The sequence below is a fragment of the Ectobacillus sp. OTK genome, from assembly GCF_059698935.1.
The window spans coordinates 4485608-4506735 of record NZ_AP048547.1 but is presented as its reverse complement, the minus strand read 5'-3'; the positions used below and the strand labels follow the sequence as shown (position 1 = coordinate 4506735).

At 44.0% G+C, this 21128-nt stretch carries 21 protein-coding genes and 1 other annotated feature; of the genes, 20 read left to right on the top strand and 1 reads right to left on the bottom strand.

Annotated elements, in window-relative coordinates; all coding sequences use genetic code 11:
- Nucleotides 1–21: 21 nt before the first annotated feature.
- The 16 genes from recD2 to AC6HZ4_RS22275 all read left to right on the top strand — a co-directional run bounded on the left by recD2 (nt 22) and on the right by AC6HZ4_RS22275 (nt 16816).
- The gene (gene recD2 / locus AC6HZ4_RS22350; protein WP_497495807.1) at nt 22–2331 is read left to right on the top strand and encodes an SF1B family DNA helicase RecD2; all 2310 of its coding nucleotides are present in this window, start codon (nt 22–24) and stop codon (nt 2329–2331) included.
- Nucleotides 2332–2461: 130 nt separating this feature from the next.
- Entirely contained in the window at nt 2462–2650 is a 189-nt protein-coding gene (locus AC6HZ4_RS22345; protein WP_129731181.1) for a YrzR-like zinc ribbon domain, read from the top strand.
- A 14-nt stretch (nt 2651–2664) separates the two neighbouring features.
- Nucleotides 2665–2793 carry a DUF3918 family protein gene (locus AC6HZ4_RS22340; RefSeq protein WP_497492000.1) on the top strand — a complete coding sequence of 43 codons (129 nt, stop codon included), beginning with the start codon at nt 2665–2667 and terminating at the stop codon, nt 2791–2793.
- A 158-nt stretch (nt 2794–2951) separates the two neighbouring features.
- Nucleotides 2952–3998: an AI-2E family transporter gene (locus AC6HZ4_RS22335; protein WP_497495806.1), complete on the top strand. Its 1047-nt coding sequence runs from the start codon at nt 2952–2954 to the stop codon at nt 3996–3998.
- Nucleotides 3999–4040: 42 nt separating this feature from the next.
- Nucleotides 4041–4247: a binding site (T-box leader), on the top strand.
- A 48-nt stretch (nt 4248–4295) separates the two neighbouring features.
- Nucleotides 4296–6938: an alanine--tRNA ligase gene (gene alaS / locus AC6HZ4_RS22330; RefSeq protein ID WP_497491999.1), complete on the top strand. Its 2643-nt coding sequence runs from the start codon at nt 4296–4298 to the stop codon at nt 6936–6938.
- A gap of 71 nt (nt 6939–7009) precedes the next feature.
- On the top strand, nt 7010–7276 hold the full coding sequence (locus AC6HZ4_RS22325) for an IreB family regulatory phosphoprotein (protein ID WP_497491997.1): 267 nt from the start codon (nt 7010–7012) through the stop codon (nt 7274–7276).
- Nucleotides 7277–7278: 2 nt separating this feature from the next.
- Nucleotides 7279–7695, top strand: coding sequence for a Holliday junction resolvase RuvX (gene ruvX / locus AC6HZ4_RS22320; protein ID WP_497491996.1), 417 nt, complete (start codon nt 7279–7281; stop codon nt 7693–7695).
- Nucleotides 7696–7708: 13 nt separating this feature from the next.
- Nucleotides 7709–7996: a DUF1292 domain-containing protein gene (locus tag AC6HZ4_RS22315; protein WP_497495805.1), complete on the top strand. Its 288-nt coding sequence runs from the start codon at nt 7709–7711 to the stop codon at nt 7994–7996.
- A 278-nt stretch (nt 7997–8274) separates the two neighbouring features.
- Nucleotides 8275–9360, top strand: coding sequence for an endolytic transglycosylase MltG (mltG, locus tag AC6HZ4_RS22310; RefSeq protein ID WP_497491995.1), 1086 nt, complete (start codon nt 8275–8277; stop codon nt 9358–9360).
- Nucleotides 9361–9557: 197 nt separating this feature from the next.
- Entirely contained in the window at nt 9558–10199 is a 642-nt protein-coding gene (locus tag AC6HZ4_RS22305) for an O-methyltransferase (protein WP_497491993.1), read from the top strand.
- A 6-nt stretch (nt 10200–10205) separates the two neighbouring features.
- Entirely contained in the window at nt 10206–11135 is a 930-nt protein-coding gene (locus AC6HZ4_RS22300; protein WP_497491991.1) for a peptidase U32 family protein, read from the top strand.
- A 243-nt stretch (nt 11136–11378) separates the two neighbouring features.
- Nucleotides 11379–12647 carry a peptidase U32 family protein gene (locus AC6HZ4_RS22295; RefSeq protein ID WP_497491989.1) on the top strand — a complete coding sequence of 423 codons (1269 nt, stop codon included), beginning with the start codon at nt 11379–11381 and terminating at the stop codon, nt 12645–12647.
- A 33-nt stretch (nt 12648–12680) separates the two neighbouring features.
- Nucleotides 12681–13319 carry a uridine kinase gene (gene udk / locus AC6HZ4_RS22290; RefSeq protein WP_497491988.1) on the top strand — a complete coding sequence of 213 codons (639 nt, stop codon included), beginning with the start codon at nt 12681–12683 and terminating at the stop codon, nt 13317–13319.
- A gap of 397 nt (nt 13320–13716) precedes the next feature.
- On the top strand, nt 13717–14193 hold the full coding sequence (gene greA, locus AC6HZ4_RS22285; protein ID WP_497491987.1) for a transcription elongation factor GreA: 477 nt from the start codon (nt 13717–13719) through the stop codon (nt 14191–14193).
- Between the two features lie 84 nt (nt 14194–14277).
- Complete coding sequence (locus AC6HZ4_RS22280; RefSeq protein WP_497491985.1) at nt 14278–16059, top strand: peptidoglycan D,D-transpeptidase FtsI family protein; 1782 nt, start codon at nt 14278–14280, stop codon at nt 16057–16059.
- Between the two features lie 109 nt (nt 16060–16168).
- Complete coding sequence (locus AC6HZ4_RS22275) at nt 16169–16816, top strand: YrrS family protein (protein ID WP_497491984.1); 648 nt, start codon at nt 16169–16171, stop codon at nt 16814–16816.
- A 373-nt stretch (nt 16817–17189) separates the two neighbouring features.
- On the opposite strand, the gene AC6HZ4_RS22270 is transcribed toward AC6HZ4_RS22275, so the two are convergent.
- Nucleotides 17190–17405 carry a YrzA family protein gene (locus tag AC6HZ4_RS22270; RefSeq protein WP_497491983.1) on the bottom strand — a complete coding sequence of 72 codons (216 nt, stop codon included), beginning with the start codon at nt 17403–17405 and terminating at the stop codon, nt 17190–17192.
- 144 nt (nt 17406–17549) lie between these two features.
- Here AC6HZ4_RS22270 and AC6HZ4_RS22265 point away from each other — a divergent pair, with 144 nt between their 5' ends.
- From AC6HZ4_RS22265 to AC6HZ4_RS22250, 4 genes are all read left to right on the top strand, one after another.
- Nucleotides 17550–18188, top strand: a complete 639-nt coding sequence (locus AC6HZ4_RS22265) for a class I SAM-dependent DNA methyltransferase (RefSeq protein ID WP_497491982.1) — start codon at nt 17550–17552, stop codon at nt 18186–18188.
- A gap of 15 nt (nt 18189–18203) precedes the next feature.
- Complete coding sequence (gene mtnN, locus AC6HZ4_RS22260) at nt 18204–18899, top strand: 5'-methylthioadenosine/S-adenosylhomocysteine nucleosidase (RefSeq protein WP_497491980.1); 696 nt, start codon at nt 18204–18206, stop codon at nt 18897–18899.
- 113 nt (nt 18900–19012) lie between these two features.
- A complete protein-coding gene (locus tag AC6HZ4_RS22255) occupies nt 19013–19936 on the top strand; it encodes a PLP-dependent cysteine synthase family protein (protein WP_497491978.1) in 924 nt (307 codons plus the stop codon).
- A gap of 1 nt (nt 19937) precedes the next feature.
- Nucleotides 19938–21071, top strand: a complete 1134-nt coding sequence (locus AC6HZ4_RS22250) for a bifunctional cystathionine gamma-lyase/homocysteine desulfhydrase (RefSeq protein WP_497491977.1) — start codon at nt 19938–19940, stop codon at nt 21069–21071.
- Nucleotides 21072–21128 lie beyond the last annotated feature (57 nt).

The window sequence follows — 21128 nt, the reverse complement described above, 5'->3', positions numbered from 1 at the left end:
GGCAGCTCCGTGCAAAACAGTATGGACTTGTTTGAAGAAGAGCAGAAGTATATAAAAGCTCAAACGCTTCATACGATTTTCCATAATGAGGAAAATATGTATTCTATCGTTCGCATGAAAATTCTTGATACGAATGAAGCATACGAGGAAAAAGAGGTCATTGTGACGGGATATTTCCCCCGTATGCATGAGGATGAAGTTTTCACCGTGCAGGGACGCTTTAAGGATCACCCGAGACACGGTCTGCAGTATCAGGTAGAGACGTTTAAAAAGGAGCTGCCGCAGACGAAAACTGGCATTATCCAATATTTATCGAGCGATTTGTTTAAAGGAATCGGTAAGAAAACGGCAGAGCGCATTGTCGATCAGCTCGGGGAGGCGGCCATTTCTAAAATTCTGGATAATGCAGCTGTTTTAGAGGGGATTTTGCCAAAGGAAAAAGCAAATGAAGTATACTACACAATTGTTGAGCACCAAGGACTAGAAAAGGTGATGAGCTTTCTGAGCGGATACGGCTTTGGGACGCGGCTAAGCATTAAAATTTATCAAACGTACCGGGAACAAACACTTGAGGTCATTCGAAACAATCCATATCAGCTCATCGAAGCTGTTGAAGGAATCGGCTTTGGACGCGCAGACGAGATCGGAAGGGCATTCGGCATTCATGGCAATCATCCAGACCGAATTCGTGCGGGCTGCTTGTATACACTTGAACATGTATCCCTGCAGGAGGGGCACGCCTATATGACCGCAGATCAGCTCATTGAACAAACGAAGAAGCTGTTAAATGCCAGGGAGTCAGCAGTTTCTGATGAAGATATACTAGCGTGCCTTGCGAAGCTAAGCGAGGAGGAAAAGGTTGTTGTAGAAGATGGCCGCATTTACCTAGCTTCCTTGTATTATGCAGAAAAAGGACTTGTTACTTCGATTTTTCGTCTGCTTCATCAAGACGAAGAGGTAGAGCAGTTTCCGGAGTCGGAGTTTTTGCTGCAGCTTGGCACGATTGAAGAACGTCTAGATGTACAGTATGCGCCCCGGCAAAAAGAAGCGGTGCAAACAGGTATTCATCATCGTATGATGATTTTGACCGGGGGACCAGGGACGGGGAAAACAACGGTCATAAAAGGAATCGTTGAAATGTATGCAGCACTTCATGGTCTATCGCTGAACGTAAAAGATTATGGAGAAAAAAATCCGTTTCCCATTTTATTAGCTGCACCGACAGGAAGAGCGGCAAAGCGGATGAGCGAATCAACCTCCTTGCCTGCTTCGACGATTCATCGACTGCTCGGCTGGACGCCGGAAGGGACGTTTCAGCGTGATGAACATGACCCTGTGCAGGGGAAGCTCCTCATTATTGACGAGTTTTCCATGGTCGATATTTGGTTAGCTAATCAACTGTTTAAGGCGCTTCCTGCCAATATGCAGGTAATTATCGTTGGGGACGAGGATCAGCTGCCGTCTGTTGGGCCAGGTCAGGTACTCAAGGATTTGCTTGAGGCAGAGCTCATTCCGACTGTGCGCCTAACCGAGATTTATCGGCAAGCAGAAGGATCGTCCGTTATCCAATTAGCCCATAGCATTAAAAAGGGACAAGTTCCGCCTGATGTTGTAAAGGCACAGGGAGACCGCTCCTTTTTGACATGCAGCGGCACACAAATTGTTGAAGTCGTTAAACAAGTATGTGAAAACGCCAAAACGAAAGGTTTCAGCGCCCGTGATGTACAGGTGCTTGCTCCGATGTACCGTGGTCCAGCGGGGATTAATGCCCTCAATGCAGCATTGCAAGAGGTGTTTAATCCAAAGAGCGGGAAAAAGAAGGAAATTGCTTATGGGGATGTTGTATACCGCGTTGGGGATAAGGTACTGCAGCTTGTGAATCAGCCGGAGAGCCAGGTGTTTAACGGCGATATTGGCGAGATTGTTTCCGTCTTTTATGCAAAGGAGAACGTTGAGAAGCAGGATATGGTTGTCATTTCGTTTGACGGCATTGAAGTGACGTATACAAAGCCGGATTTTTCCCAGTTTACGCATGCATATTGCTGTTCGATTCATAAATCGCAAGGCAGTGAATTTCCGATTGTTATCCTTCCTGTTGTAAAGAGTTATTTCCGTATGCTGCGCCGAAATTTAATTTATACGGCGATTACGAGAAGCAAAAAGTTTCTCATCCTATGCGGTGAAGAAGACGCGTTTCGTTCAGGTGTGAACCGTACCGATGATGCATCAAGGCAGACTACGCTTTGTCATAAGCTGAAGGATCGCTTCTTGCCGCAGGGCGAAATGGTGGAGGAAGACGAGGAAAATCTTTCGCCTTATGATTTTATGTAAGGAAATCCATACTATACGTACATATAAAGGTATGTCCTTTATATCCATATAGCTTTTTTAGCGTATAAATTCTGCAGCTTTGGGCATAATGGCGTAATAGAATTCAGGGAACGCAAGGAGAGAAATCGCCATGTTCAAATGTCCAAACTGCAAAGGAAAGGACCTCGGCAAAATCGGGGTAAACCAATTTTATTGCTGGAATTGCTATATTGAACTGTCCGTATCTAAAGGGAAAATCTTCACGCATCAGGTGGAGGAGGACGGATCGTTAAGCTCGTTGGATGACTTGTTCAATGAAGAGGAGCGCACAATTAGTTAAGAGGGGTGAGTAGCTTGAGAATTGGATCATCGCTTATTGCAATTGGCTTAGGGGCGGCAGCCTACAGCTATGCTCGTAGAAACAATATGCTGTCACGGAGAAATATAAACAGAGTACGCAAGATTGTTAAATCCTATGTATAAATGAAGTCCCCGCTGAGCAAGCGGGGTTTTCTCGATACAGAGTCGTTTTGTATCAATGATGTTCTTTACAGTGAGTTATAACCGCTTTCGTGTATAAACGATATTCTTCCTTCGCACAATAAGTAGCAGCGGAGGGATTGCCGTTGAAAAACTTAAAAATGATTTGGATTTATCGTTTGGCGCTGTTATTGCTTCTTTTTTTATGCGTATTTGTTTTTTATAAGATAAAGCCTATATGGCTCCCGATTTTAGATATTCTAAAGTTGGTATTAACACCTTTTTTAATTGCATATTTTATCGCGTATTTGCTGCATCCTCTCATCGAAAAGCTTCATGCGCAAGGGATGCCGCGGACTATTGCTATTTTACTTATTTATGTTTTGTTTTTTGGCGGAATCGGATATGGTGTATATAAAGCTATTCCGATTGCGATTTCCCAACTGCAGGACATGAATCGAAATTTTCCGGAGTTTATGAAAATGTACGAATCATGGACGGATGGCATGCAGAAAAAAATCTCAAGCTTTCCCCAGTTTATTGGAGAGAGACTGAGACATGCAGTTTTGGGAGTAGAAGCAAAGCTGCAAGATTTAGTTAATCGAATGATGAGCACGGCGCGAGGGGTCTTAGACTCACTCTTGATTATTGTCTTGGTTCCGTTTATTGTTTTTTACATATTAAAGGATTACGGCGAGCTATATCATTTGTTTTGGAGGCTCGTACCGATGAAATGGCGCAAAGATGGGCAGCAGCTTGTGAAATCAATCGATGAGTCCCTTGGCAATTATATACGAGGGCAGCTATTTGTCTGCACCGTTTTAGCAGCATTATCTTCGCTGGCGCTTTGGATTGTTGGTTTAAAATATCCGCTTTTGTTAGGGATTATTATCGGAATCACCGACATTATCCCGTACTTTGGTCCTATTTTGGGCGCAGTGCCAACTGTTATTGTGGCGGCTACCATATCTGTGAGTATGGTAATAAAAGCAGTGATTGCGCTGCTTGTGCTGCAGTTTGTGGAAAGCAATATTCTATCCCCGTATATTGTTGGGAAGTCGCTGCGTATGCACCCAGTTGTTATTATGTTGGCGCTTCTTGCGGGAGGAGAAACGGCTGGCCTTGCAGGGCTTCTTTTAGCTGTGCCGGTACTTGCCGTTATTCGGGCAATTGCGATTCATGTAAAGCCGGTGTGGGGGAAGCGTTGACATTGTTTTACGAATTCGCTATACTTTTTCACAAGTGCATAACACAATTCTATGATGGATCGAGTATGCTGCAGACCGTGTATCAGAGAGAAACCCCCGAGGCTGAGAGAGGTTTTACATGAAGGGCAGCTGAACGCTAATCCGGAGAGCAGTTAATTCCTGACGTATTGCCACGTTACGGCAGCTTAAGGTGACGGATGCTTTTGTCCGTAATCAGGGTGGTAACGCGAGTATACTCTCGTCCCTGCAATAGGGGACGGGAGTTTTTTGTTTGTTTTTATAAAGGAGGATGTAGTAATGAAAAAACTGAAAGGTTCAGAAATTCGCCAAATGTATTTGGACTTTTTCCAAGAAAAAGGACACTCCGTTGAGCCGAGTGCATCCTTAGTTCCGCATGATGATCCGTCATTGCTATGGATTAATAGCGGTGTCGCAACACTAAAGAAGTATTTCGATGGACGCGTGATTCCAGAGAATCCGCGTATTACGAACGCGCAAAAATCAATTCGTACAAATGATATTGAAAACGTTGGGAAAACCGCCCGTCACCATACATTTTTTGAAATGCTTGGAAATTTTTCGATCGGTGACTATTTCAAGGAAGAAGCGATTACGTGGGCATGGGAGTTTTTAACGAGCGAGAGATGGATCGGCTTTGATCCAGAGCGTCTTTCCGTTACAATTCATCCAGAGGACGAGGAAGCATTCAAGCTTTGGAATGAAAAAATCGGTATTCCAGCTGAGCGTATTGTACGTTTAGAAGGGAACTTCTGGGATATTGGAGAGGGACCAAGCGGGCCGAATACGGAAATCTTCTATGATCGCGGCGAAGCATATGGCAACGATCCGGAAGACCCGGAATTGTACCCAGGCGGAGAGAACGAACGCTATCTTGAAGTATGGAATCTGGTATTCTCCCAGTTCAATCATAATCCAGACGGTACATATACGCCGCTTCCGAAGAAAAACATTGATACAGGCATGGGCTTAGAGCGGATGGTGTCTGTTGTACAGGATGTACCGACAAACTTTGATACAGATCTGTTTATGCCGATTATTGAGGCAACTGAGGCGATTTCCGGAGAGAAATATCGCGCAGGCGACTTAGAAAAGGACACGGCGTTTAAGGTTATCGCGGACCATATCCGTACTGTAGCCTTTGCTGTTGGAGATGGTGCACTTCCTTCTAACGAAGGCCGCGGCTACGTACTTCGTCGTTTGCTTCGCCGTGCGGTGCGCTATGCAAAGAAATTGAATGTGAACCGTCCATTTATGTATGAGCTTGTACCGACAGTAGCGGAAATCATGCAGGATTTCTATCCGGAAGTAAAAGAGAAAACAGAATTTATCCAACGCGTTATTAAGAACGAGGAAGAACGCTTCCACGAAACACTGCATGAAGGAGAAGCGATTCTTGCTGATGTGATTGCAAAAGCAAAAGCGGCAGGAAGCGATGTGATTGCAGGTGAGGATGCGTTCCGTTTGTACGATACGTATGGCTTCCCAATTGAATTAACAGAGGAGTACGCAGAAGAAGCAGGTATGACAGTTGATCATGATGGCTTCGAGGTAGAGATGGAAAAGCAGCGTGAACGCGCGCGAGCAGCTCGTCAAGATGTGGATTCTATGCAGGTACAAGGCGGCGTATTAGGAGAACTAAAAACACCAAGTCTTTTTGTTGGCTATGGTGATTTTGAGACAAACAGCAGGGTAATTGCTCTCGTTCAAAATGGACAATTTGTCGATGAGGTACAAGCAGGTGAAGAAGCACAGGTTGTTCTAGACATTACTCCGTTTTACGCAGAGAGCGGCGGCCAAATTGCCGACCATGGCTACTTAACAGCTAATGGCGTGAAGGCTTTCGTGAAAGATGTGCAAAAGGCCCCGAATGGCCAACACCTTCACAAGATTGTTGTGGAGGAAGGTACTTTAGCAGCAAATGCACAGGTACAAGCGACGATTGATCAAGCAAATCGCGCGCGCATTATTAAGAATCATACAGCAACGCATTTATTGCACCAGGCGTTAAAGGATGTTCTAGGATTGCATGTTAACCAGGCGGGATCTCTTGTGACGGCAGAGCGTCTTCGTTTTGACTTCTCGCACTTTGGCCAAGTGCAGCCAGAGGAGCTTGAGCAGATTGAGCGTATTGTGAACGAGAAAATTTGGGATAGTATTTCTGTGGAAATTTCTCAGAAGGCGCTCGATGAAGCAAAGGCAATGGGGGCGATGGCGCTCTTTGGCGAGAAATACGGCGATGTGGTCCGCGTTGTTCGCGTTGGAGATTATAGCCTGGAGCTTTGCGGCGGCTGCCATGTTGAAAACACGGCTAGCATCGGTATTTTCAAAATTGTATCCGAGTCCGGCATCGGAGCGGGTACGCGACGGATTGAAGCAGTAACCGGCAAAGCCGCTTATGAGTTAATGAACAATCAAGTAGGGCTCTTAAAGGAAGCTGCCGGTAAGCTAAAAGCAAATCCAAAGGATATTTTAGCGCGCGTGGAAGGATTATTTGCAGAGCTTAAGCAACTGCAAAAGGAAAATGAATCGCTTGCGGCGAAATTAAGCAACATTGAAGCTGGCAACTTAGCAGATCAAGTGCGTGAAATCGAAGGCGTAAAAGTGCTAATTAGCAAAGTCAACGCAACGGATATGAATAATTTGCGAACAATGGTCGATGATTTGAAGAACAAGCTTGGCTCTGCGGTCATTTTGCTTGCTTCTGTCAATGAGGGAAAAGTGAATCTGCTGGCAGGTGTAACGAAGGACTTAGTGCAAAAAGGATATCATGCCGGTCAGCTTGTTAAAGAAGCGGCAACGCGCTGCGGTGGCGGCGGCGGCGGCCGTCCTGACATGGCGCAGGCGGGCGGCAAAAATCCAGAGCAAGTCGATGCAGCTCTATTGGGCGCTGAGGCGTACATCAAATCTGTTTCAAAATAATCGTTCGGTAGTGTACAATGATAGGGAGAAGACAAGCCTTCTCCCTATCTTATCAAAGTGAGGTGCTTGGTATGGACTCGTTCGACAAAACAATGAAGTTTACCTTCCAAGAGGAAACGCAAAGTGTCCAAGTAACAGATGTATTGTTAACCGTTTATGACGCACTTCAAGAAAAGGGATATAATCCGATTAATCAAATCGTTGGTTATTTATTAAGCGGAGATCCTGCATACATACCTCGCCATAAAGATGCTCGGAGCATTATTCGAAAGCTTGAGCGTGATGAGCTAATTGAAGAATTGGTGAAATCTTATTTGAAGCATCATCGTGAGGATTAAGCATGCGCATACTAGGCTTAGATGTTGGAACAAAAACCGTCGGTGTCGCGTTAAGTGACGAGATGGGCTGGACAGCGCAAGGAATCGAAACAATTCGAATTAACGAAGAGCGAAATAAATTTGGATTTGAGCGTGTTCAAGAGTTAGTAAAACAGTATAATGTGGACACAATAGTAGTAGGATTACCAAAAAATATGAACGGTACGATTGGCCCGCGCGGGGAAGCATGCCAGCAATATGCTGAGCAGCTTCGCGAATTGCTTGGTATCGAGGTTATTATGTGGGATGAGCGTCTTTCTACGATGGCGGCAGAGCGTCTCCTCATCTCGGCGGATGTAAGCCGCAAAAAAAGAAAACAGGTAATCGATAAAATGGCAGCAGTTGTTATTTTGCAGGGCTACTTGGACAGCAAACAATAGGAGTGAAAAAATGATGGAAGAAAATCAAATTACAATCGTGGACGAGGATGGCAACGAGATTCTATGTAATATCGAATTTACATTCGACGCACAGGAATTCGGAAACAAGTCATATGTTGTGTTCAGCCTTGTCGGTGAATACGATGAAGACGGAGAGCCAATTTTCGACGCAATGATTTATGAAGAAAAAGAAGGCGAAGAGGGCGGCGGCCAGCTGTTCCCAATTGAATCCGAAGCAGAGTGGGATATGGTTCAAGAAGTGTTTAATACGTTTATGGATGAAGAAGAAGGCGAAGAATAAAAATGAGGGCAGGCTGCATAAGGCGGTCTGCTTTTTTTAGAAAATAGAAAGGCGATATGCTTTTTATATTGCTGAAGAGATTACTTGCTTAAGCAAACAAGAAAAGGATGTCTTAGGGACTGCAGCTGTTGATCCGCGTTTTCTCCCTAATAAGGCCGGTTTTTCCTGCCCCCTATTCTCTCCTCTTTATCACTCTCCTTAGCAAAACATATCGAAATTTGTCAGATGTTTATAGTATAATTGTACAGATTATGAAAGAAAGGAGCCTTCCGTTTATTATGATAGGTTGGAACGAGCAAATGCGGAGAAAGAAGAGACGACGACGTATTGCAGCCGTTATATTACTCATTCTTCTTTTAGGCGGCTTTGGAGCAATTTACGTTGTCTCAGCGCTGCAGCCGTTACAGGAAGCTAGCAAAGAAAAAAAAGAAATCACCATTCCGAAGGGAACATCGACGAGCGGTATTGGACAATTGTTGGAGCAGCAAGGGATTATTAGGAATGGAAACATCTTTCAATATTATGTAAAAGCAAACTATCGAAAAGGGCTGCAGGCAGGTACATATTTATTAAGTCCGTCTATGAGCGTGCGTGAAGTGACGGAGCAATTGATTGCGGGAAAGGTTTATCACCCCGTTCGCTATAAGCTGGTGATCAAAGAGGGAATGCAGCTAACGGAAATTGCTGATAGTATTGCGACAGAGTTCAAGCTTAATAAAGAGGAGGTTCTGCAGCAATTCAATGACAAAGCATTTCTAGAAAATTTTCGAACGAAATATCCAAAGCTGTTAACGGATAAAATGCTGCAAGCGGGCATCCGATACCCTCTTGAGGGCTATTTATTTCCCGCGACCTATTCGTATTATGAAAAGTCGTATACAGTGCAGCAGATTATTGATCCGATGCTGAAAAAAACAAACGCGTTTATCGTACAAAATGAAAAGCTCATGAAGCAACAAGAACTTGATGTGCACCAATTGTTAACATTGGGCTCCTTAATTGAAGAAGAAGCAACTGCGTTTACGGATCGTCAAAAAATAGCGAGTGTATTTTATAATCGGATTCGAGTCAATATGCCGCTGCAAACAGATCCGACAGTGCTGTATGCGTTGGGCAAGCACAAGGACCGGGTATTATATGCGGACTTAAAGGTAGATTCGCCATATAATACGTATGTGGTAAAAGGTCTTCCAATTGGTCCGATTGCCAATGCCGGCGAGCCCTCCCTGCAAGCTGCACTTAAGCCGGCGCAAACAGAATTTTTCTATTTTCTTGCTGCTCCGAGCGGTGAGATATTCTTTTCGAAAACACTTGAGGAACATAATGCGCTAAAGGAGAAATATATTACGCAGCAGCAGTCCTAATATTTCCAAGGAGATGGCAGGTGAAATATTCGCATCTCCCTCTTGTTTATGATAAAATATATCGGGTTCAAAACTGGCGGTATATAGTCTTTGTGAGCCTATAGCGGAAAGTGTCCGCTTTTCTTTATGTCTAGCGTCCGCAGCTAGCAAGACGGATCGTATCCGCTTTTCTTTTATTCCTCTAAGGAGGCTTTAAAATGGAACAAACCGCAATACAACAATATTTGCTCTCCTTTGTGAAGCAAGAGGATGAGCTTCTGGCAAATATGGAGCAGTATGCAAGCGAGCATCATGTGCCGATTATGGACCGCCTTGGTATGGAATTTATGCTGCAAATGCTCCGCTTAATTCAACCGAAGGCTATTTTGGAAATCGGCGCAGCAATTGGTTATTCGGGTATTCGGATGGCAAGTGCTGTTGACGGTGCCCGCGTTGTAACAATTGAACGGGACAGCGAGCGATATGAGAAGGCTGTTTCTTATATACGGAAATCAAGTGTAAGTGAACGCATCTCCCTCTTGTACGGAGATGCGCTTGAAGTATTTGAAGAGGTGCAGCGTCACGGAACGTTTGATGTGATTTTTATCGATGCAGCAAAGGGACAATACCAACGTTTTTTTGAGCTGTATGAGCCTCTTTTGAATGAAAAAGGAGTTATTATTACAGACAATGTGCTGTTCCGCGGTCTCGTTGCGGAGGAAAATATTGAAAATAAGCGTATTCGCAGTTTAGTAAAGAAAATAAAAACCTATAATGAATGGTTAATGACACATCACGCATATGATACAGTTATTTTTCCAATTGGAGATGGAGTAGCGGTTAGTAAAAAGAAGGGGTGAACCATTTTGAAAAAACCTGAATTGTTAGTAACACCAACAAAGGTCGATGATATAGAGAAGCTCGCACAGGCAGGAGCGGATGCGATTGTTGTTGGAGAGCAAAAGTTTGGCCTTCGTCTGGCGGGAGAATTTTCTCGTGAGGAGGTAAGGAAGGCTATCCAGATTGCGCATGCCCACAATATGAAGGTGTATGCAGCAATGAACGCATTGTTTCACAATGAACAGGTAGACGAGCTAACGGATTATGCATCATTTCTGAAGGATGCGGGTGCGGATGCGATTATTTTCGGCGACCCAGCTGTACTTATGGCTGTACGCGAGGCTGCTCCTGATATGAAGCTTCACTGGAATACGGAAACAACAGCGACAAACTGGTTTACATGTAACTATTGGGGCCGAAAAGGGGCTAAGCGGGCAGTGCTTGCACGCGAGCTGAGCATGGATGCTGTTATTGAAATAAAAGAAAAGGCAGAAGTCGAAATCGAGGTACAGGTGCACGGCATGACAGCAATGTTTCAATCCAAGCGTTCCTTAGTTGGAAACTACTTTGAGTACCAAGGGCGCGAAATGGAGATTGAGAAAAAGAAGCATGAACCGAATATGCTGCTGCATGATAAAGAGCGCAACAATAAGTACCCAATTTTTGAAGATGCAAACGGCACACATATTATGAGCCCGAACGATATTTGCATCATTGATGAGCTTGAGGAGCTGATTGATGCAGGCATCGATTCTTTTAAAATTGACGGTGTATTAAAAAGTGCAGAATATATCATTGAAGTAACGAAAAAGTATCGCAAAGCGATTGATTTATGCGTAGAAGACCGTGATGCATATTATGAGGTGAAAGATGAGCTGTATCGCGAAATTGAAGCGATTCAGCCAGCACACCGTCCGCTTGATACAGGATTCTTCTATAAAGAAACAGTATACTAAAAAACTCCAACGGCCTTCTCCGCTGCAAGCAGGCCGATGGAGCTAGATATAGAGCAAAGCGGACAGTCCTCTCTGTCGGGCGGGGCGCTTTTTGCCTAGGTGAGCAGAGGTCTTCCCCCGCAGCAAGCGGGTCATGGGAGCTGGACATCAAGAAAAAGCGGAATGGCCCGTCTTGTTCGTGAAGGAGACAGACGTTTTTGGAAAATCTATCAATTTATAGGGATTAAAAGGGGGTAAACCATTATGGCAATACAAGAGATTTCTCGTGTAATAGATGGAAAACGTGTGGTTGTAAAAAAGCCGGAGCTTTTGGCGCCAGCTGGTAATTTGGAGAAGCTGAAGATTGCCATCCATTATGGAGCGGACGCTGTATTTATCGGCGGACAGGAGTTTGGCCTTCGTTCAAATGCTGATAACTTTACGCTTGAGGAAATGGCAGAGGGCGTAGCGTTTGCGAACAAGTATGGTGCAAAGATATATGTAACGACAAATATTTTTGCGCATAATGAAAATATGGATGGACTTGAAGAGTATTTGCAGGGCATCGAAAAAGCGGGTGTAACCGGTATTATCGTGGCGGATCCGCTCATTATTGAAACGTGCAAGCAGGTTGCGCCATCATTAGAGATTCATTTAAGTACGCAGCAATCTTTATCCAACTGGAGAGCGGCACAATACTGGAAGGAAGAAGGCTTGCATCGTGTCGTATTAGCGCGTGAAACGAGCGCTGAAGAAATTCAGGAAATCAAAGAAAAGGTAGACATCGAGATCGAGACGTTTATTCATGGTGCGATGTGTATTGCCTACTCTGGACGCTGTACGCTGAGCAACCATATGACAGCGCGAGACTCAAACCGCGGCGGCTGCTGTCAATCTTGCCGTTGGGATTATGATTTAATACAAGTACAAGAAACAGAGGTACCGCTATTTGAAGAGGGCGACGCACCGTTTGCGATGAGTCCAAAAGACTTAAATTTAATTACAAGCATTCCAAAATTAATTGAGCTTGGCGTTGACAGCTTAAAGATTGAAGGACGAATGAAATCCATTCACTATGTTGCAACGGTTGTAACTGTATATAGAAAAGTAATTGACGCTTATTGTGCAGATCCAGACCACTTTGAATTTAAGCAGGAATGGATTGAAGAATTGGATAAGTGCGCTAATCGTGACACTGCTTCTGCGTTCTTTGAAGGAGTGCCGGGGTACCAAGAGCAAATGTATGGAAGTCATAGCAAGAAAACGACATACGATTTTGTAGGGATGGTGCTCGATTATAACGAAGAAACAAATATTGCAACAATTCAGCAGCGCAATCATTTTAAACCGGGGCAAACTGTTGAATTTTTCGGTCCGGAAATTGAGAATTTTACACAAGTTGTCGAAAAAATTTGGGATGAGGACGGAAACGAGCTTGATGCAGCGCGTCATCCTCTTCAAATTGTAAAAATACGTGTGGATAAGCCGGTATATCCTTACAACATGATGAGAAAGAATATGCTTCAATCATAGGTAGCATACTTCAACGAAGAAAGAGGTAATACTATGCCGAAGAAAAAACCGATCGTCATCGGTATTGCGGGCGGTTCAGGTTCGGGCAAAACGAGCGTAACCAAATCGATTTTTGACTCTTTTCGCGGTCACTCCATCCTGATGCTAGAGCAGGATTATTACTATAAAGACCAAAGCCATTTGCCGTTTGAGGAACGGCTGCGAACCAACTATGATCATCCGCTCGCATTTGATAATGATTTGCTCATTGAACACATCGAGCATCTGCTGCGATACGAGCCGATTGAAAAGCCTATATATGATTACAAAATGCATACAAGGTCCAATGAGACGGTGTTAGTAGAGCCGAAGGATGTCATTATTCTAGAAGGCATCCTCGTATTAGAGGATAAGCGCCTTCGTGATTTAATGGATATCAAGCTGTTTGTGGACACAGATGCGGATATTCGTGTGTTGCGCCGGATGCAGCGTGACATCCAAGAACGCGGGCGTACGATAGAATCTGTCATTGAGCAGTATGTAAATGTTGTTCGTCCAATGCACAATCAATTTATTGAGCCATCGAAGCGATATGCTGATATTATTGTGCCAGAGGGCGGCCAAAATCACGTTGCGATTGATTTAATGGTTACAAAAATTGCAACCATTCTTGAAGAAAAGGTTATTTTGTAATAGGATAAGAAAACAGGACTCGATTTTGCTTCTGTAGTAAAGTATTCCTCGGCATGGGCGGCGCTTTTTGTCTGTTACGGTGACGGTTATTTTACGGAAGGGAGCAGTCTGAGAGCTGGACATCACCTAAAAAGGTATACATTGTTCTCTTTTAAAAGGACTGTTTTTCAAGCGTTTCTCTTTGTTGCCATACATGTCGTGAATGGTGGCAGCTGAATGTTCGAAGGAGCACTTTCGAAAGTAACGCTAGAAAAAGATGTTCGATGAGAAGGGATTTTTTCCTTCCGTATCGAATACAATGGAGCATGCATCCTCATCTGGTGTCAGATGGGGGCATATTTATATGTAAAACTCCTCTTGGCAGGGGATTGTGCAGACAGAAAAAGGAGTGGAACTGATGGCAATAGAAAAAACATATCCAATGACACAAGCTGGAAAAGAAAAGCTTGAGCAAGAATTAGAATATTTAAAAACGGTAAGACGTAAAGAAGTTGTAGAGCGCATTAAAATTGCCCGCAGCTTCGGAGACTTATCCGAGAACTCTGAATACGATGCTGCGAAGGACGAGCAGGCATTCGTTGAAGGGCGCATTACACAAATAGAAAATATGATCCGCAATGCGGTTATTATTGAAGAAAATATGGAAAACTCCTCAACGGTGACACTCGGAAAATCAGTTACGTTCGTTGAACTTCCAGATGGTGATGAAGAAACGTATACGATCGTCGGAAGCGCGGAAGCAGATCCGTTTGAAGGTAAAATTTCTAACGATTCCCCAATCGCAAGAAATCTGCTTGGTAAGCAGGTTGGGGATGAAGTAATGGTACAAACACCAGGCGGAGACATGCGTGTGAAAATCGTATCCATTAAATAAGAAGCAACGTTTAAAACACATTTGATACAAACATGTATGAAATAAAAAACACCTCGTCTACACTAAGATGAGGTGTTTTTTTGTATGAAATGGAAAAAACGAATCATGGGAATTCTTCTCCTTTTTATATGCGTATTTCTCATTCTCATTGGACGGCTCGCGCAAATTCAGATTGTCTCTACAGAATCATTTTCGGGCAGGCATGTGAACCTGCTGGAAAAAAGCGTAGAACAGCGTACGCATGCACTTGTCCTTGATGATGGACGGGGGCGTTTTTCGGATCGTGATGGAAAGGAGCTTACAGACGATTATCGTCCGAGTTTAATTTTATTTCCATTTTTAAAAAGAATCGATTGGCCTGTTCAAAAGGTAGCACATGTATTGGGTGTGTCAGGGCAGGAGCTGCAGCGGCAAATAGAAGCTGCTAGCAACCCGTTTGTATTTCAAGCAGAAGGGACGGCGGTGCGTCTTACAAAACAACAGATGGAGGACATCAATGCACTCGGGATTCCAGGAGTCGTAGCAGCAAATGCAAGAATCAAAGGAGGGCATCCGCTTGCGGAGCATTTACTTGGATTGACAGGTCAAAATGAAACAGAGCTGAAGAGGAGATATGCGGAGCTGCTGCAGCGGGGAAAGCTGTCTCCTGATACATTAATTGGTATTTCTGGTTTACAGCAAGCATTCGATGAGTTTTTGCTTACTGACGGTGAAGCGAAGCTGTTATATCACGTGGACCGGCAGGGGGAACCGATTTTCGGAAAGCATGTAAAGTATACATATCCAGCTAATCCGTTCTATCCGGTTGTGATTAAGACGACTATTGTGAAGGAGCTGCAGCAAAGGGCGGAAGAGCTTACTGAGCAGCATGGAATTCAAAAGGGCGGTCTTGTGCTGCTGGATGTGAAAACAAGCGAGATTCTTGCGATGGTAAGCAAGCCGTCATTGAGCACAGCCAGTCCTGAAGCATATCAGCAAGGTGCGGTCAACTATATGCTTACTCCACAATTTCCTGGCTCTGTTTTTAAAACGGTAATTGCAGCAGCTGCTATTGATAAAGGAATCCTAGCACCAGGCCGCATGTTTGACTGCAACCGGAACCCATACGGAGAAGGGGTGGCAGAGCGGCCAATGGGGCAGCTTTCCTTTGATGCAAGCTTTGCGCGCAGCTGTAATCGAACGTTTGCCGATTTAGGACAAGAGCTCCTAGAGCAGGATAAGGATGCGATGGAGAACTATGCAAGAATGCTTGGATTAGAGAAAACAGTTGGATGGATGGGAGATGTGTTTCATTTCCAAAGATTTCGCCAGCTTCCCGAGGAGAAGGAAGGGACCATTTGGGGGGATGAAGCAGATAAAACAGTGAGCAAGGCAATCGCACAAACTGCAATTGGTCAAAAGAATGTACGCTTGTCACCGATTGCGGTCGCCAATATGATGGCAACAATTGCTCGAGGAGGCAAGAAGCTTGAGGTCAAGGCTGTTCAGGAGATTCAGTATAAAAATGGTGCGAAGCTGTACCAATTTCCTGAGCATGAGCAAGGTGGAGAGACCTTGCGAGCAGAAACGATTCAAAAGTTGCAGCAGCTGTTGCGTCATGTTGTAAGTGATCCAAATGGAACAGGTGCTATCTATCAATCACTGCCGCTCGCGGTCGCAGGTAAATCAGGAACAGCACAAACAGGTAAGGATAACAGTGTGAATCGATGGTTTGCCGGCTACTTTCCAGCTGATCGTCCGCGCTATGCGCTCGTTGTTATTGATTTAGAAACGAAGTCACCAGCGAATCCAACAAGCGCTGTATTTGCGGACTATGTACGCGCAATTGCCTCATGGGAGAGAAGCGGGAATTTAGAAGCACGGTAATGCAAAAAATAGTTTGAATAGACGTGGAATACAACTTCTTCTTTTCCCCATTGCCTATTTGATGTTACAATAAACGGTATGCGGAAACATGATTGATGGGGGTTGAAGTATGTCACAAATTCCAAACAGCTCACGATTCCAGAAAAAGCAGGAAAAACGCAGAAAAGGCATCCTGTTAAATATTCTTCTCGGGGTCGTTCTGCTCACTGCTGTAATGGTTGCGTATCAGCTTTTTGCGTCTTCGCCTGAACAAGCGGCGACGAAAGAAACGGAGACGAAGCCAGCTGCGCAGAAGGAAAAAGTAAACAATGGTCAACTCGTGGTAAAAGAGGAAGATAAGGAAGATAAGGAAGATAAGGAAGATAAGGAAGATAAGGAGTCGGCGAAGGAAGAGGAAGAGGAAGTATCTGCCCAGCCGACAGAAGATACGAAGGTAACGGTGTCAAATCAGAACGATCCAAGTATACAGGAGGCTTACACCAATCCTTCCTGGCAGCCTATCGGCACATCACAAAGCGGACCGCATACTACGCAATTTGATGATAGCACACAGGATTGGAAGGAAATGATTCAAGCGATTTCCTATGCGATTCAAGTGCCGGCTGATACATTGACCATCTGGCATCTTGGCAACAATGGTCCAAACAAAGCAGTAGGAACAGTGACCGCCAAGGATACGAAGCAAAAATATAAAGTGTATATTGAATGGGTAGACAATCAAGGCTGGAAGCCGACGCTTGTGCAGTTAATGAAATAAGGGAAGGGCGCTTTAGGGCGCCCTTCTTTTTTAAGGCTCTTTTCTAAACAATTGTTGCTGCAGACATAAAAGAACGTGTTTCGATATAAGCAAGAGACTACGCACCTCTTGCAAGCGATCTCTCATTTCTAACTTCCCATCTTTTCCCACAGTGCTGTGTGCGTGCTGCTGGGCAAAAGGCAAAAGCCGCAATATCTGCGAAAACAGCCTTTTTAAAAGATAAGAAAGTATAACTTTTTGGGGACTGTGTCCGCTTTTCTTATCCTCTAAAGGATAAAACTCAAGCAGGGAAGCAATTCGACGTAGTAGGAAATTTTACGTATAAAGTATAAGAGCAACTACGTTTCTCTGTCTTCTCCCGAGGATGCGCCAATCAGCGAGTTTTCTTTAGTTTAAAATGAACAATCGCGCTGTAATGGGGTTTTTTACTGTCTGGGTCAAAACACATTTGATGGGATACGCTGCTCACCTCAAGTAAAAGCGCCTTATTATGGTCAATTTGCTCATTAATTTTCTTTTCTAAGACTGATAAGGATGCAGCCTCAAAAAACTCGATTTTATCTTCGATCATTTCAAAAGAAAATGCCATGCTCCAATCCTCTTTTCTTTATTAATATTTGTTATAAGTGTAGCAAACACTATTCAAGAATTCTATCGCTGCTTCTTTCCTTTAGCAATTTTATGTACCCAGCATATAATGTTGATAAAACCTATAAGTGAAAGAGGAATTAACATGGGTACAGAATTTAACGAGTTGTTTGATGAATGGGCATATACGTATGATGCTTTTGTAGCTGGTGAAAATGAACAGTATAAAGAGGCATTTACTAACTATGATAAAATTTTAAAAGAAGTTGCCCGAAAAGCAGTTGGTACTGTATTGGAATTTGGCGTAGGAACGGGTAATTTAACGAATCAATTGCTGCAGGAAGGTCATATTGTTTACGGTGTGGAGCCCTCTCGTGAAATGAGAAAAATTGCAGAGCGAAAGCTTCTTGGGAAAGCGATAATAATGGAAGGGGATTTTCTGCATTTTGCTGTTCCTGATCAGATTAATACTATTGTTAGCACATACGCTTTTCATCATTTAACAGACGCTGAAAAAATTAAGGCGCTTCAGAAATATAGTGAATTGTTGAAAAAAGGTGATAAAATAGTATTCGCTGATACAATCTTTATAGATCAAGAGGCGTATAATCAGACTGTACAAGCTGCAATCGAGAACGGCTATCATAATTTAGCGCACGATTTGCAGACGGAATATTACACGCTTCTTCCGATCATGAGGACGATGTTTGAAAATAACGGCTTTTCTGTTACATTTACTCGTTACAATCACTATGTGTGGGTGATAGAGGCCGTGAAGAATTAAGAAAGAGGGATATAATTGAGAATTGCTGTAATTGGTGCAATGGAAGAAGAAGTGCGCATTTTGCGCGAAAAGCTTGAACAGGCGAGAACAGAAACGGTCGCTGGCTGTGAGTTTACAATCGGAGCATTGTCAGGCCATGAGGTCATCCTGTTGAAATCCGGGATTGGGAAAGTAAACGCGGCTATGTCAACGACGATTTTATTAGAACGCTACAAACCGGAAAAAGTAATTAATACAGGCTCGGCCGGAGGTTTTCATCATACTTTAAATGTAGGCGACGTTGTTATTTCCACAGAGGTTCGTCATCATGATGTGGACGTTACAGCATTTAACTATGAATATGGCCAAGTGCCGGGCATGCCGGCTGCATTTGAAGCTGATGCTGCGCTTGTGGCGTTAGCAGAGCGATGCATGAAGTCCGGCGATGATATTCAAGTTGTGAAAGGCACAATTGCAACAGGAGATTCTTTTATGAACGATCCGCAGCGTGTGGAGTTCGTTCGCAGCAAGTTCAATGATTTATATGCGGTAGAAATGGAAGCGGCAGCTGTAGCACAGGTATGTTATCAATACAACGTACCATTTGTTATCATTCGGGCGCTTTCTGATATCGCGGGAAAAGAATCCGATATTTCATTTGATCAATTTTTGGATCAAGCGGCTCTTCATTCTACAAATTTTGTTGTAAATATGCTGCAAGAGCTGAAGTAATTTATAAAGAGACAACTGCCGCCGAAACATAAGGAGAAGCAGTTGTCTTTTTGTTTGAAGGGACAAAAAGTACAGCATCCTGAGAAGGTTCACGGGTGAGGGAGGATTTCATCATGAAGGTTTACAGCGGAGTTCATAACCTGATTGGACACACACCGCTTATGGAAATTAAACATTTTGTACTTCCGGAGGGTGTGCGTTTGTTTGCGAAGCTTGAGTTTTTTAATCCGGGCGGAAGTATTAAGGATCGGCTTGGAAAGGAACTAGTGGAGACGGCTTTGCAAAAAGGCTTTGTCCGCCCCGGCGGAACCATTATTGAACCAACGGCGGGGAATACGGGAATAGGCTTGGCTCTAGCTGCCTTACAATATGATTTACGTATTATTCTTTGTGTACCGCAAAAATTCAGCATGGAGAAGCAGGAGTTGATGAGAGCTCTCGGTGCCACTGTGATTAATACGCCAACAGAGCAGGGAATGAAGGGTGCGATTGCGAAGGCGAAGGAGCTGCTGCAGGACATCCCGAACTCCTATTGCCCGCAGCAATTTGCCAATGAGGCAAACCCGTATACCTACTATAAAACGCTTGGGCCAGAACTATGGGAGGACTTGAATGGGCATATTGATATATTTGTGGCAGGAGCTGGTACGGGCGGCACATTTATGGGAACAGCTCGTTACTTAAAGGAACAGAATCCAAAGATAAAAACAGTCATTGTTGAACCGGAAGGCTCCATTTTAAATGGAGGAGCACCAGGCCCTCATGCAACAGAAGGCATCGGCATGGAATTTTTGCCAAGCTTTATGGATCCTTCTTATTTTGATGCAATTCATACAGTTCTTGATATGAACGCATTTCGGCGAGTTAAGGAGCTCGCTAAACAGGAAGGCTTGCTAGTTGGCAGTTCTTCTGGTGCCGCCTTTCATGCAAGCCTGCTGGAAGCACAGGCAGCTCCATCTGGAACGAATATTGTAACTATTTTTCCGGACAGCAGCGAGCGATATTTAAGCAAGGATATTTATAAAGGGTGGGATTAAGGTGAAAGCAAAAACGAAATTAATCCATGGTATTCACGTTGGTGATCCATTAACAGGCGCAGTTACCGTCCCGATTTATCAAACGAGCACGTATCGCCAGGAAGGAGTCGGCAATCATAAGGGGTATGAATATTCCCGTACCGGCAATCCTACCCGAGCGGCGCTTGAGGAAATGATGGCTATCCTGGAAAACGGTCATGCCGGCTTTGCTTTTAGCTCGGGAATGGCAGCCATTACTGCGGTCATGATGCTATTTTCAAGCGGAGACCATATTGTTTTAACAGATGATGTATACGGCGGTACTTACCGCATTATGTCTAAAGTGTTAAACCGCTTTGGTTTAGAGTATACGTTTGTAGATACAACGAAGCTTGAAGAAATACGAGAGGCTATTCGACCGAATACGAAAGCAATTTATATTGAGACCCCTACGAATCCTCTTTTAAAGGTAACAGATATTGCAGGAGCGGCAAAGCTCGCACAGGAGCACGGTCTTTTGACGATCGTCGATAATACATTTATGACCTCCTATTGGCAATCCCCTATTTCATTAGGTGCAGATATTGTTCTGCACAGTGCTACAAAATATCTTGGCGGCCATAGCGATGTTGTAGCTGGTGTTGTGGTAGTAAATACGGAGAAGCTGGCACAGGATATTCATTTCATACAAAATGCAACAGGCGGCGTATTAGGAGCACAGGACAGCTGGCTGCTCATGCGCGGATTGAAAACACTTGGCATACGCATGGAGGAACATGAAGGAAACGCTCAGATGATTGTTGAGTTCCTGCAAAGTCATCCGAAAATTAAGAAAGTGTATTATCCAGGGATTCCAACACATCCAAACTATGAAACGGCAAAGCGGCAGGCAGCTGGCTTTGGCGCGATTGTTTCGTTTGAGGTGGACAGTGAGAACACACTGGAACAGCTTATGAGGAAGCTGAAATATTTTACGCTCGCGGAAAGCCTGGGAGCAGTCGAAAGCTTAATTTCTGTTCCATCCAAAATGACACATGCTTCGATTCCAGCAGAACGACGTGCTGAGCTTGGCATTACGGATACATTAATTCGTATTTCAATCGGCATTGAGGACAGCGAGGATTTAATTGAAGATTTAAATCAAGCGCTCCAGTAATTAATGCTATATTATCTCTCCAATGGTGAAAATTACTTGATTTCTAGATTACTAGGA